The following is a 13,004-nucleotide window of genomic DNA, read 5'->3' as shown; positions in this document are numbered from 1 at the left end:
GCGTTTCATGGAGCGGATGCTGTATCGCAATCGCCGCGGGTCGCGGCACGTAGCCGGCACGCGCCTGGCGCCGCGCGCGGCCATGCTGCTGGCCACCGCGCTGCTGGCCGCCTGTGCCGGTGCGCAATCTTCTTCCCCCTCGATCACCCCTGCACACACGGAGCGGACCATGTCGGAGATGACGCCAGAGCACCTGGCACAAGGCGTAGTACGGTTGATCCTCGCGATCGGCGGCAGGCAGGACCTGGTCGCCGCCCAGGTCGCGGCGCAGACCGGTCTGCAGGTCGAGGACGAGGGCGGGCATGCGTTCAGCGCGTCCGGCACGCTCGCCGGCGGTGGCGGCTACACGCTGGAATCGGTCGCCGATGCCGACGCTGCGCCGCCGTCGCGGTTGGATCTGCGTTTCACCCCCGCGCCGGGCGCGGCGCCGTCGCAGTGCACGCAATCGTTGGCCGGGTATCGCCAGGCACTGGTCGCTGCCGGCTTCGTGCCGCGCTGGATTGCGCCGCCGCGCCAGGGCAGCGCCGGCCGCTGGCATTTCGAACGCGGCGCGGTCGCCGTGTACGCCTTCGTCGGCAAGGACGCCGGCGAGCACGACGCGCAGGCGTGCGTGGAGATGCTGCAGATCCTGGTCGACGCGTAAGGAGAGCGGAGATGGCACACGACGACGAACGCCTGAAGGGCATGGTCGACACCTTCGCGCAGGCGCATCCGAAGGAAGGCCAGGCGCTGCGGCAGATGCTGGACAACACGCCGGAACTGCGCACGCGCGTGGAGCAGGCGATCGGGCAACAGCAGCTGTCCGGCTTCGCGCCCAGCCCCGAGGCGGGTACCGGGTCGTACAGCCCGCGCACCGGGCAGATCGAGCTGCCGATGGACGTGCTGGCCACGGCGAAGATGAAAGCGCCGCGCGACGATTCGGCCAACACCGCCCGCATCGTGCTGGGCCACGAGATCGGCCATGCCATCAACAAGGCCGCCATCGACCGCAGCGATGCCGCGTTCGCGGCCAAGGTCGACGGCATCGCCGCCTCGCCCTCGCCGCACGACTACACCGCCACGCTCCAGGCCTACGGGCAGGAGCAACGCACCCGTGAGGCCAAGGACGAGATCGCCGGGGTCAACACGCTGGCCGACTATGTCACCCGCACCAATCCCAAGGCCACGCTCAAGGACCTGTACAACGCCAGTAGCGAGATGGCCAGCTATATCGACAAGCAGGGCGTGGGCAGCAAGGCCACCTACACCGCCAAGGATGGGTTGAGCTTCGGCAAGGACCTGAAGATCGACGCCGACAATCCGCGCAACGTGGAGGCGATGGGCAAGCTGTTCTACGACGCGCGCGGCTATCCGCAGAACTATGGCGAGCGCGCGCTGGCGCAGATCGCCGATGCCGAGGACCGGGCGCAGGCGCAGCATCCCGAGCGCACGCCGCCGGCGGTGCATGCCGACCTGAAGGCGGTCGGCATCGATGCCGCGCAGGTGCCGCGCGATGCGCTGCCGGCGGGATTCCGCGATGGCTCCGCACCGGCGCCGACACCCGAGCCGCCTGCGCCGCGCGCCAGCGAGCCGACCGCCGCGCCGGGTGCCGCCGATCGCGCCCTGCACGAGCGGGTCCGCAGCGGCGTGGCCCAGGCCGAACAGGCGATCGGCAAGGGTTGGGACGACAACAGCGAGCGCATGACCGCCAGCCTGACCTTGCTGGCCAGGCAGAACGGCTTCAGCGAGCGCGACCAGCTGGCAGTGGGCTTCAACCGGCCCACCGCCGCGCACCAGGGCGGCGAACTGGCGTTCGTGTACCGCAACGGCGGCGACGTTTCGCCCGATCCCTACGCCAACCGCGCGCACATGCCCACCAGCGAGGCGATCGCGCGGCCGGCGCAGGAGACCTACCAGCAACTGCAGCAACTGGGAGCGCAGCAGGGGCAGGGGCAGGCGCAGCGCCAGGCACAGGAGCAGGAACAGGCGCTGCAGGCTTCGCAACAGGGCCCGACGCGGACCGATCCGCCGCAGGTGCTGAGCCGCTGAGCACAGTGGCCGGCGGGATGCGCCCAGCGCCCGCTGCCCTTGCGTCGCGCCATGGTCGCGGCAGGCCGCGGTCATGGCATGCGCTTCGCGCCGCCTCCGCCGAGGCGGAAGCGCGGCGCCATGGCGCGTGGAGTCGCGCCGGGATTACGGCTGCCAGACCAGGTTCTGGGTCTTCGGATCGGCGGTGACCTTCTCGACCTTGCCGGCGCCGTCGAAGGACACCTGGAACTCGTTGAAGCTGTCGAGCCAGTAGCGCCATAGCGGCGCGTCCAGGCTCGGGTTCTCGCTGGTGATCGGATAGCCCAGCGCCATCAGCACCTGCTCGCGGGTCATGCCCTTGGTCACGCGGTTGGCGGCGATCGCCTCGCGGATCTTCGGCGGGTAGGCCGCCAGCTTCGCCGTGGGATCCTGCGCGACCACGTAGCGCTGGGCGAAGGCGTCGTTGCCCAGGTCGCGGCTGTAGTCGTTGCCGATCGACTGCTTCTTGCCGTCGATCAACACATTGACCCGGTAGCGGCCGTAACCGGTCACCTGCACCGGCGTGCCGGCCGGGATCACCCGCTTGCCGTCTTCGGCGTAGTTGCTGTCGCTGATCCAGCTGCCGTCGCTGCGCATGTTGCAGCACAGGAAGCCGGAGAACTTGGCATCGGCCGCCGCGGCCAGCTGCGGCAGGGCCGCCGCCAGGGCGAGGGCGAGAACAAACGGGGAACGGAACGAACGCATGGCTGACTCCTTTCGGCGCGGCGATCCTGCCGCGGGTGGCACGAGTGTGGGAGGGCACCGCCTCCGCCGCGGCGCCCGCGCGCATTGTGCCGGCTGTCCTGCGTCCGGCATAGCGGCGCGTTGCACGGTGACGGCGGACCGGTGGCCTGTGTATGCTCGAACCTCGTGGACACCCTGACGCCCGCCGAGATCTCCCTGCGCATCGACGCCCTGCGTCGGGAGCACCGCGCGCTCGACGAACAGTTGCAGCGCATCCCGGCCAATCTGGACGACGAGCTGGAAGCCAAGCGGCTGAAGAAGCGCAAGCTGCAACTGAAGGACTGCATCCTGCGCCTGGAGCATCTGCTGATCCCCGACGAACCGGCGTGAGCGCGGCGACCTTCTTCAGCGTCGGCCATTCCACGCGCAGCCTGGAGACCTTCCTGCAGATCCTGCAGGGCGCCGGCGTCACCCGGCTCGCCGACGTGCGCGCTTTTCCGTATTCGCGGCGGTTCCCGCAGTTCGACGGCAGCGCGCTGGCACCGGCGCTGGCCGCGGCAGGCATCGCCTACCGGCACTTCCGCGCCCTGGGCGGGCGCCGCGGCAGGCAGCCGGGGGTCGATCCGCGGCGCAACGGTCACTGGCGCAGCGTCAGCTTCCACAACTACGCCGACTATGCGTTGGGCAGCGAATTCGCCGAGGCGCTGACCGAGTTGCAGGCCTTCGGCGACGACGGCGCCTGCGCGGTGATGTGCGCCGAGGCCTACTGGCGCCAGTGCCACCGCCAGATCATCTGCGACCATCTGCTGCATCACGGCCACCCGGTGGTGCACCTGATCGACGTCGCCCGCCAGGAGCCGGCCACGCTCAACCCGGCTGCGCGCAGCGACGCGCAGGGGCAGTTGGTCTATCCGCCCGATGCGGCGGCTGCGGGGCCGCGCACCGGAGATCTGTTCGACGCCTGAGCGGTGCTTCCATGGTCGCCGCGTCAGGGTGTCCGCCGCGTCGCCACGCGCCGGGATTCCACTGCGGGTCGCGCCACGCGCAGCGGCGTCAGACTCAGTCCTGCGGAACCGACGGCACCGCGATCGCATTGCTGCGCGGCGTATCGTCGGTGCTGACGAGCGTGGTGGTGCCCTGTTCGCTCGCTCCGTCCTGGTTGGCGGCAAGCAGGCGCAGAGGCTGGCCGCGATAGCGGTACTCCAGCGCCTGCTGCAGCTGGTCCAGCCGCGCCACCCGTGTGCACAGCGCCTCGGCCTTGCGCTCGATGCCCTTGCTGCGCGCATCCAGCCGCGCCTCGAGGGCGGCGTCCATGCGGTCGGCGCGTTCGCCGATGGCCTCCCCACGGCCCGTCATGACCTGCCAGAGCACATGACGGGTGATGCTGCCCACGAAGCTTTCCGCCTGCGTCTCGACATAGTCCTCGAACCGGTCGTCGAACGCCTCCTGGTCCCAGCGCCCCTTGCCGAGGGTGCCGTCGACGTAGGCGTTGGCGTGCGTGCGTAGCCGCTCGATCTTGCGCGCGTTGCCGGCACTGCCGGTCAGCATCTCCACAACAGAACCCAGCACGTCGTAGCTGAGATCGACCACCTCGTGCGAAAGGTCGGCCACCTGCGGCATCAGCGCGCGGGTTTCGCGTTCCATCTCCAGCAGCCGCTGCGCATCGGCGTCGCCGATCTGCTGCACCTGGCGATCCACGCTCAATTCGCCCGCATGGAAGAAGATCTCGCGCGGCCCGTCGCCATCGCTGCGGGTCAGCCAGATGCCGCCAGTGTCGGCGAGCACGTTGAACGGCGTGCTCAGGCCGCACTGGCGCGAGGACACCTGCGGCCGGTGGTCGTGCTTGCCAGCGTCGTCGCCCTGGTCGGCCCACGCGGGCCCGCTGGAGGCGGCAAGCAGCAACAGAGCGAAAAGAGGAGCTGTGCGCATCGCCGGAACCCGCAGCAGGGAGTTTGGAGCATGCTCGGGCCGCACAGGCCCACGGTCGCGTGTCGGAAGTCACTGTGCCGCGACGTCAACCGCCGCGCCGCAGTGATACCAGGGCGTCCTTCTGTTTGGCGCGTCGCCACGCGCCAGGATCTCACCGCATCACGACGGCAAGTGCTGCGACTGCCGCCTCAATCCTGCGGAACCGGCGGCTCCTCCACCTTCGCCGCTTCCGGACTGACCCGCTCGATGGTGTGGCGCAGCTCACGGCCGAGGATGAACTTGGCGTCCTTCGCCCACGCATCCAGCCGTTCGTCGAACACCAGCTTGCTGTTCTCGTCGGGCCACACCAGCTTCAGTTCGCGCAGCTTCTGGATGAAGCCGCGGAACAGGGTCTTGTCGAAGAACTCCGGCGCCGCCGGTGCGTACAGCAGGCTCAGGCGTTGCGCGGCCTGCTGGCACAGGCTCTCCAGTTCGCCGGCGCCGAGCTTGCCCGGGCCGTTCTTCACCAGGACCGAGATGGCGATGTAATAGCGCTCGAACGCCTGTTGCAGCGAGTGGCCGATGGCCCGCAGGCGGAACACCTCGTCGGTCTGGCCGGTGTTGCGCGCCAGCACGCTGCCGTCGTCCTCGGCGAGCTGCAGCAGCAGGCCTTCGCGCACGAACACCTCGATGGTGCGTTCGATGCGCTCGGCGAACTGGTCCTCGCTCCACGGCAGGAACAGCTCCGCCTGCAGGAACGGGTACACGGTGCGGCCCAGCCGCAGCAGGCCGGCGCGGCTCATGCGGCGGTTGTTCTGGAAACAGCACGCCACCCACGAGGAGGCGGTGAACAGGTGCAGCACGTTGTTGCGGAAGTAGCTCAGCAGCACCGCGTTGTCGCCGTTGACGCTGAGCACGTCGCCGAGCGGATGCGGCGTGCGGGTGAGCACGTTGATCTCTTCGGCGTGGGCGATGATGCGCTCGGGCGAATGCGGGGTCACCGTGACCCGGTCCGAGTACGGCAGTTCCGCCAGCAGCTTCTTGCACAGTTCGATCTGCGCGATCAGGTCGGCCTCGCCCATGGCGTGCTTGGGCGTGGACAGCAGCGCCAGCGCCAGCAGGTTGACCGGATTGACGTCGGCGGCGGCGTTGATGTGCACCTGGATCTGCTGCGCCAGCGCATCGACGGTGCCGTTCAACCAGGCCGGTTTCTCGTCCTCGCCCAGCGGCTGGCCGTCCCATTCCGGCGCGCGCTGCGCCAGCACCTGGCTCAACGGAATCGGCTCGCCGAAGTTCACCACCACCTGGCCGTAGTTCTGCTTGAGCACCTTGGGGATGCCCCACAGCAGCGCCCAGATCGATTCCTTCTCCTTGGGCCGGCCGCTGAGTTCGTCGAGGTAGCTGTTGCCTTCCATCAGCTTCTCGTAGCCGACGTAGATCGGCTGGAACAGCACCGGCTTGCGCGGCTGGCGCAGGAACGCGCGCAGGGTCATCGCGATCATGCCGCCCTTGGGCTGCAGCAGGCGGCCGGTGCGCGAGCGCCCGCCTTCGACGAAGTACTCGATCGAGTAGCCGCCGGCGACCAGTTGCGCCACGTACTCGCTGAGCACCGCCGAGTACAGCGCGTTGCCCTTGATCGAGCGGCGGATGAAGAACGCGCCGCCCTTGCGCAGCAGGGTGCCGACCACCGGCAGGTTGAGGTTGATGCCGGCCACGATGTGCGGCGGCACGATGCCGCGTTCGTACAGCAGGTAGGACAGCAGCAGGTAGTCCATGTGGCTGCGGTGGCTGGGCACGTAGATCACTTCGTGCCCGGGCGCGGCGTCCTTGAGCTTGTCCAGGTGGTGGACCAGCACGCCGGCGTAGATGCGGTTCCAGACGTGGGTCAGCAGGAAGCTGGCCGAGCGCACCACCGGGCTGGAATAGTCGGCGGCGATTTCCCAGGCGTAGGCGTGCGCCTTGCGCCAGGCGTCCACCGGTTTGCTGTTGTCGCGCTTGGCCTGCGCGGCGATCGCCTCGCGCACCGGCTCGGCGGCCAGCACCTGGTCCACCAGCAGGCGCCGGGTCGACAGGTCGGGGCCGATCACCGCCTCGCGGATGCGCCGGAAGTGGGTGCGCAGCACGCGCTGCAGCTTGCGCACGGTGCGCTCGGGCGGCAGCCCTTCCTCCACCGTCTGCCGCATCGACACCGGCGGGGCGAAGCGCACGATGGTGCTGCGGCCGTTGAGCAGCACGCCGAGCAGGCGCCGAAAGCTGCCCACCAGTGCCCAGTTTTCCGAGAACAGCACGGCGAACCAGCCGCTCTGCTTGTCCGGGGCGCGGCCGACGAAGATCGACACCGGCACCAGGTGGATGTCCAGGTCCGGGCGCTCGCGGTGCGCCTGCAGCAGCTTGGCCAGCGAATCGGAGTGGGTCTTGGCGCCGCGCTGCTCCGGCAGCAGCGCGTGGTTGCTGCTGCGCCGGGACAGCGCCAGGTAGGCGCGCTTGCGGCCCAGCGGGTCGCCGGGCAGCGGCACCAGCGGCGACGGCAGGCCGGATTCGCGGCAGGCCTTGTCCAGGATCAGCGCGTTGGACAGGCCGTAGTCCTCCAGCACGTACACCACCGGGCGGCCGTCGTTGTACTGGCCCGGCTCGGCCGGTTCGATCTTCAGGCCCAGCCAGGGATCGGCCAGGCGGCCGAGCAGGCGCGCCCACAGCGGCCCCTTGGCCTGGCGCGCGGCGGGTGCGGCCACCGGCAGGGTGGAGGGGGCGGCGGTCGAGGAGGGGGACGCGCCGGGGGCGGCCGGGGAGGCGTCGGCGGGCGCACGTGCCGCGTCGGCCGCGCGTGCGGCCGCGGCGTCGTCGGGGAACGGGAGGGGATTCTGTTCTGGCATCTGGGCCATTATCGCTTAGCCGGCGGGACGGGGTCGGCGGCGGGTGCCGCGGCCGCGGCGGCGGTGCCGGCGCTGGCCGCCAGCAGCGCATCCACCTCGCTGAGGGTGTCGCGCAGGTACCAGTGCCCGTCGCGGCGCACCAGCACCGCCGTGGTGTCGATCTGTTCGCCGTCCAGCGGGTACTGGATGCGCACCACCGCCTGGTCGCCCTGCTGGTTGACCAGGCCGGTGCGCAGCGCGCCGGCGCTGGCATCCAGGTCCAGGCCGTAGTCGGCCAGCACCGCCTTGAGGTCGGCCAGGAACGGGCCCAGCCGGCGCAGGCTCTCGTCCATGCCCAGGGTGCGCAGGTCGGCATCGTTGCGCACGCCGGTGCGGCGCGCGCCCGCGCACAGCCGCGCGATCGCCGCCTGGGCGCGTTTGCGCTCGGACAACGGCGCGCGCGCGGCCCAGCCGCTCAGCGCCTGCACCAGTTGCACGTAGTGGCCGCGCTGTTCGGGCGTGTAGTGGCCCTGGTTGCGCAGGAACTGCACGCCGAACAGGCCCAGCGAGTGTGCCGCCTGCTTCAGGCTCGCCGCCTGGCCGCCGAACTGCGCGTCGAAGGCGCGTTGCAGCTGGCGCTCGGCGTCCGGCGCGGCGAGGGTGTCGAGCACCTCGGGCAGGCGTTCGGCCAGCGGCAGCTCGGTCAGCGGCCAGCGGCTGCGGTCCTCGCTCCAGGCCTGTTGCAGGCGCTGGTACTGGGCCGGCGGCACCGCGGCGCGGGCGTAACCGAGCAGGTCGTTGCGTTGCAGCGCGTGCGCCAGCGTGCGCACCGCGGCGGCCGGCTCGGCGCTGGCGCCGGGCAGTTCGGCGGGCGCGCGCTTGCATCCGCCCACGGCCAGGGCGAGCATCGCCAACAGCAGGACGCACAGCGCGCGCGAGGAGATGACCCGGGTCGGGCAGGACGACATACGATGCGGGCTCGTTCCCCAAAACGTCCCGCATCTTGCTGGGCGCGGGCGATTCCGGCAAGCCGGGCGGGGCGGCGGTGCGGGGACGACCGGCAGGCAGCCAGGGGGCTGGGCTTGTCGCGGCGGGACATTTCATGACCCGGTGTTGGGGTGTCGGGACAGGCATGTCGGCAGATGGCCAGATGTGCCAGTGGATTGCGGATGTTGCAACGCATCATGTAACCGCTTGCAGTTGCTGCTAACGTCCGCCCACCTCGATTGAGGCGGTGCTGGCCGGGGGACCCAGTGCGATATTCGTCAGAGATCATCCGAGTGCTCGGTCACGGTGGCGCGCGCCGCTGCGCCTGGGTGTTGTCCGCAGTCCTGTACGGACTTGCGATGACGGCCCCGGTGCAGGCGCAGGACGGCCGCCTGCCGCCGCGTGCGCAATGGCAGGCGTCCAGTTCCTCCAAGCAGGTCAAGGCGCAGGCGATCGGCTATCTGATCGACGGCGACGCCAGCACCCGCACCGCCGGCGCCTTCAGTCCCGGCCACTGGTTCCAGATCGACCTGGGCCGCGCCGCGCAGGTCGGCGGCGTGCGCCTGCAATGGGACACCTCCAATCCGGAAGGCTTCCTGCTGCAGACCTCGCGCGATGGCCAGCGCTGGGACACGGTGTACACGATGGCCGACTCGCTGGGCGGCACCGAGACCGTGTTCTTCGCGCCGCATCTGGCCCGCTACCTGCGCCTGGCTGCGCCCGCGCGCAGCGCCGACTGGGGCGTGTCGATCTACGAAATGGAGCCGCTGGGTGCCGGCGCCGCGCAATTGCGTGGCGTGTCCGCGGCCGACGCCGCGGCGCTGTGGCAGGGCGGTGCCGCGGTGGCGATGCCAGGCACCGGCGTGCAGGCGCGGCAACTGGATATCGCCTTCCCGCGCGCGTTCGACAGCGCCGGCCTGATCGTCGAGTTCGCCGGTGCGCATGGCGCGGCGCAGCTGCAGGCGCAGGACGCCGCGGGCCGCTGGCGCACGCTGGCCGACGATCCGCAGGCCGGCGACAGCGAGAGCGCCTACCTGGCCGGCACCGCGCCGCTGCCGGTGCGCGCGCTGCGCCTGCGCGTCGACGCCGCGCCCGGGGGCGTCGCGCCGACCCTGGCGCGCCTGCGCCTGCTGGGGCCGAAGGCGGTGATGACGCCGATGAAGCGCTACCAGGTCGCCGCGCAGCGCGGCGCCACCCGCGCGTTGTTCCCGGCCTCGCTGCACATGCAGCAGACCTACTGGACCGCGGTCGGCATCCACGCCGGCCGGCAGAAATCGATCTTCGACGAGTACGGCAACCTGGAGGCATGGAAGGGTGCGCCGCTGGTGCAGCCGCTGTGGCGCGACGCCTCCGGTACCGCCGCCGGCGCCGACGGCCATGCGCTGACCCACGCCTTGCGCGACGGTTGGAAGCCGATGCCGTCGGTGCGCTGGTCGCCGCAGCCGGGGCTGGAACTGCGCAGCGAGACCTTCGCGATCGAACGCGACGGCCAGCCGGTGACGCTGCTGCGCCATCGCCTGCGCAACACCGGCACCACCCCGGTCAGCGGCACCCTGTCGCTGCTGGTGCGGCCGATGCAGATGAATCCGCCGTGGCAGAACGGCGGCCTGTCGCCGATCCACGACGTCGCCGTCGACGGCAACGTCGTGCAGGTCAACGGCCGCGCGCTGCTGACCTCGCTGAGCGCGCCCAGCGGTGGCGGCGCCGAGGCGTTCGGCGCGAACGGCGCCACCGAGATCACCCGCCACGTCGCCGCCGGCACGCTGCCGGCGCAGCGCCAGGCCCGCGACGCCGACGGCCTGGCCGCGGCGATGCTGAACTACACGGTGCGCCTGGCGCCGGGTGAGCAACAGGACGTGGTGCTGGCGTTTCCGCTGGGCACCGCCAGCGCCGACGCCCAGGGTCGCCTGCCGCCGGCGCCGCCGCTGGACCGCGACGCGCTGCTCGCCGCCGGCCGCGGCGACGCGGGCCGCAGCTTCGACGCGCTGGCCGAGCAGGTCTCCGCGGACTGGCAGCAGCGCCTGGGCAACGTCGGCCTGCGCCTGCCCGACGCCAGCCTGGTGGACATGCTGCGCGCGCAGGCCGCGTACATGCTGATCAACCAGACCGGCCCGGCGATGCAGCCGGGGCCGCGCAACTACAACCGCTCCTTCATCCGCGACGGCATGGCCACCTCGGCGATCCTGCTGCGCATGGGCCAGGCGCAGGTCGCGCGCGACTACCTGCAGTGGTACAGCGACCACGCGGTGCACCCGAACGGGCTGGTCTCGCCGATCCTCAACGACGACGGCAGCGTCAACGATGGCTTCGGCTCGTACCTGGAGTACGACAGCCAGGGCGAGTACATCACCCTGGTCGCCGACGTCGCGCGGCTGGACGGCGGCCCGGAAAGCGTGCGCGCCTACCTGCCGAAGGTGAAGCAGGCGATGCAGTTCCTGCAGGAACTGCGCGAGCGCACCCTGGTGCCCGGCTACATGGCCGAGCAGCCGGCGCCGGAACGCTTCCGCGGCATCCTCGCCCCGTCGATCAGCCACGAAGGCTATTCCAGCCCCACCCACAGCTACTGGGACGACTACTGGGCGCTGAAGGGCTGGCACGACGGCGCCTGGCTGGCCGACTCGCTGGGCGATGCCGCCACCGCCGCCTGGGCGCGCGAACAGTACGCGGCGCTGCGCAGCTCGCTGGCCGCTTCCATCCGCGCCACCATGGCGTGGAAGGGCGCGGACTACATTCCCGCTGCGGCCGACCTCGGCGACGGCGATCCGACCAGCGTCTCGATCGCGCTGGATCCCACCGGCCAGCAGGACCTGCTGCCGGAGGCGGCGCTGCGCACCACCTTCGCGCGCTATCTGGAAGACGTGCGCCAGCGCAAGCAACCCAATGCGCTGTGGGCCTACACCCCGTACGAGATGCGCAACGTGCTGACCTACGTGCATCTAGACCAGCCGCAGGTGGCCGACGAACTGCTGCAGGACCTGCTGCGCGACCGCCGCCCGTTCGAATGGCAGGTGCTGGCCGAGGTGGTGCAGTCGCGGCTGCGCTTCCCGCGCTACCTGGGCGACATGCCGCATACCTGGATCGGCGCCGAGTACGCGCGCGCCCTGTTCGGCATGCTCATGCACGAGGGCGACGATGCGCTGGTGCTGCTGCCCGGCGTGCCGCCAGCCTGGCTCGCCGACGATGGCCTGGCCGTGCAGCGCCTGCCCACCGCCTACGGCACGCTCGGCCTGCGTGCGCGCCAGCGCGACGGGCGGCTGCGCGTCGAACTCGACAGCGGCCTGCGCGCCGGCACCGCCGTGCGCGTGGTCTGGCCGACGCGCACGCGGCCGACCCAGGTGCGCGTGGACGGCCGCCGGATCGACCACTACGACGCCGGCGGCGTGACCCTGTCCAAGCCGTTCCGGACCCTGGAGGCACGCTGGTGAGTCCGCCCCCCGTGCCGGCGCCGGATGCGCGCGCCAACATCACCATCAAGGACGTGGCGCGCCTGGCCAACGTCTCGGTGGCCACCGTGTCGCGCACCATGAACGGCCATCAGCACGTGGCCGAGTCGGTGCGCGCGCGCGTGCTGGAAGCCGCGCGCACCCTGCACTACGTGCCGCACCACGCCGCGCGCAGCCTGAGCAGCCGCCGCACCCACACCATCGGCGTGGTGCTGCCGGACCTGCACGGCGAGTTCTTCTCCGAACTGATCCGCGGCATCGACACGGTGGCGCGCGAGCGCGGCCTGCACCTGCTGGTGTCCAGCTACCACGGCGAGCCGGAGCAGCAGCGGCTGGCGGTGCGGCGCATGCCCGGGCGCGTCGACGGACTGCTGATCATGTCGCCGTCCCTGGCCAGCGATGCCGAGGACCCGGCCGACATGCTGCCCGGCGCGCTGCCGGCGGTGCTGATGAACTGCGCCGAGCGCATCGGCGAGGCGCAGGTGCTCAACGTCGACAACTACGGCGGCGCGCGCGCCATGACCCGCCACCTGCTGGACGCGGGCCATCGCCGCATCGCCTTCATCGCCGGGCCGGACGACAACTTCGATGCGCGCGAACGCCTGCGCGGCTACCGCGACGAATTGCGCGCGCGCTGCCCGCAGGTGGCACCGCTGGTGCTGCCCGGCGCCTTCGACGAGGCCTCCGGCTACCGCGCCGGCGAAGCCCTGCTGCAGGGCCAGCGCCCGGACGTGGTGTTCGCCGCCAACGACATGATGGCGCTGGGCTGCCTGTTCGCCTTCACCCATGCCGGGCTGCGCGTGCCCGAGGACATCGCCCTGGCCGGCTTCGACGACGTGCCGATGGCACGCTACGTGCATCCGGCCTTGACGACCATGCGCGTGGACATCGCCGGCTTCGGCGCCCGCGCCATGCAACTGCTGCTCGGTGCGCTGGAGCCGCATGCCGCTCCGGCGGCGTCGGCGGCAGCGGCCAATGCGATCGCTCCGCAACTCATCGTTCGTGCTTCCAGTGCCCAGCGAGGGACCGCCATGGACTGACACCGACGCATGCAGCACCGATGTCGTTTTTTGCACCACCTAGA

10 protein-coding genes are annotated in these 13,004 nt (G+C 71.2%); 6 read left to right on the top strand and 4 right to left on the bottom strand.

Annotated features, from left to right (window positions below):
• Positions 1-7 precede the first annotated feature (7 nt).
• Positions 8-643: a hypothetical protein gene (locus tag RAB70_RS02940; RefSeq protein ID WP_148828621.1), complete on the top strand. Its 636-nt coding sequence runs from the start codon at positions 8-10 to the stop codon at positions 641-643.
• An 11-nt stretch (positions 644-654) separates the two neighbouring features.
• Complete coding sequence (locus RAB70_RS02935) at positions 655-2,028, top strand: XVIPCD domain-containing protein (protein WP_148828616.1); 1,374 nt, start codon at positions 655-657, stop codon at positions 2,026-2,028.
• A gap of 144 nt (positions 2,029-2,172) precedes the next feature.
• Here the strand turns inward: RAB70_RS02935 and bamE are convergent, their stop codons facing one another.
• Positions 2,173-2,751, bottom strand: coding sequence for an outer membrane protein assembly factor BamE (gene bamE, locus RAB70_RS02930; RefSeq protein ID WP_148828617.1), 579 nt, complete (start codon positions 2,749-2,751; stop codon positions 2,173-2,175).
• Between the two features lie 165 nt (positions 2,752-2,916).
• Here bamE and RAB70_RS02925 point away from each other — a divergent pair, with 165 nt between their 5' ends.
• Together RAB70_RS02925 and RAB70_RS02920 are read left to right on the top strand one after the other, a co-directional pair.
• Complete coding sequence (locus RAB70_RS02925; RefSeq protein ID WP_017908896.1) at positions 2,917-3,120, top strand: YdcH family protein; 204 nt, start codon at positions 2,917-2,919, stop codon at positions 3,118-3,120.
• Positions 3,117-3,695: a DUF488 family protein gene (locus tag RAB70_RS02920; RefSeq protein WP_148828618.1), complete on the top strand. Its 579-nt coding sequence runs from the start codon at positions 3,117-3,119 to the stop codon at positions 3,693-3,695. Before RAB70_RS02925 ends, RAB70_RS02920 begins: the two co-directional genes overlap by 4 nt.
• 94 nt (positions 3,696-3,789) lie before the next feature.
• Here the strand turns inward: RAB70_RS02920 and RAB70_RS02915 are convergent, their stop codons facing one another.
• The 3 genes from RAB70_RS02915 to RAB70_RS02905 all read right to left on the bottom strand — a co-directional run bounded on the left by RAB70_RS02915 (position 3,790) and on the right by RAB70_RS02905 (position 8,458).
• Positions 3,790-4,632, bottom strand: a complete 843-nt coding sequence (locus RAB70_RS02915; protein WP_148828622.1) for a DUF2884 family protein — start codon at positions 4,630-4,632, stop codon at positions 3,790-3,792.
• Between the two features lie 215 nt (positions 4,633-4,847).
• Positions 4,848-7,520 (bottom strand): glycerol-3-phosphate 1-O-acyltransferase PlsB, encoded by a 2,673-nt coding sequence (gene plsB, locus RAB70_RS02910; protein ID WP_309252732.1) that lies wholly within the window; start codon positions 7,518-7,520, stop codon positions 4,848-4,850.
• Positions 7,520-8,458, bottom strand: a complete 939-nt coding sequence (locus RAB70_RS02905) for a hypothetical protein (RefSeq protein WP_265530997.1) — start codon at positions 8,456-8,458, stop codon at positions 7,520-7,522. The genes plsB and RAB70_RS02905 overlap by 1 nt, the downstream gene beginning before the upstream one ends.
• A gap of 378 nt (positions 8,459-8,836) precedes the next feature.
• On the opposite strand from RAB70_RS02905, the gene RAB70_RS02900 reads away from it, so the two are divergent.
• Both RAB70_RS02900 and RAB70_RS02895 read left to right on the top strand, forming a co-directional pair.
• A complete protein-coding gene (locus RAB70_RS02900) occupies positions 8,837-11,902 on the top strand; it encodes a discoidin domain-containing protein (RefSeq protein WP_148828879.1) in 3,066 nt (1,021 codons plus the stop codon).
• An 11-nt stretch (positions 11,903-11,913) separates the two neighbouring features.
• The gene (locus RAB70_RS02895; protein WP_148828882.1) at positions 11,914-12,960 is read left to right on the top strand and encodes a LacI family DNA-binding transcriptional regulator; all 1,047 of its coding nucleotides are present in this window, start codon (positions 11,914-11,916) and stop codon (positions 12,958-12,960) included.
• Positions 12,961-13,004 lie beyond the last annotated feature (44 nt).

It is taken from the genome of Xanthomonas sontii (genome assembly GCF_040529055.1).
Classification (GTDB): Bacteria; Pseudomonadota; Gammaproteobacteria; order Xanthomonadales; family Xanthomonadaceae; genus Xanthomonas_A; species Xanthomonas_A sontii.
Note: the sequence above shows the minus strand (reverse complement) of the source record. Positions and strands in the feature narration are given on the sequence as shown.

Bases quoted from the DNA above. Each gene is read 5' to 3' on its own strand.
- RAB70_RS02940 (WP_148828621.1), top strand. From the start codon at position 8: ATGGAGCGGATGCTGTATCGCAATCGCCGCGGGTCGCGGCACGTAGCC.
- RAB70_RS02935 (WP_148828616.1), top strand. From the start codon at position 655: ATGGCACACGACGACGAACGCCTGAAGGGCATGGTCGACACCTTCGCG.
- bamE (WP_148828617.1), bottom strand. From the start codon at position 2,751: ATGCGTTCGTTCCGTTCCCCGTTTGTTCTCGCCCTCGCCCTGGCGGCG.
- plsB (WP_309252732.1), bottom strand. From the start codon at position 7,520: ATGGCCCAGATGCCAGAACAGAATCCCCTCCCGTTCCCCGACGACGCC.
- RAB70_RS02905 (WP_265530997.1), bottom strand. From the start codon at position 8,458: ATGTCGTCCTGCCCGACCCGGGTCATCTCCTCGCGCGCGCTGTGCGTC.
- RAB70_RS02900 (WP_148828879.1), top strand. From the start codon at position 8,837: ATGACGGCCCCGGTGCAGGCGCAGGACGGCCGCCTGCCGCCGCGTGCG.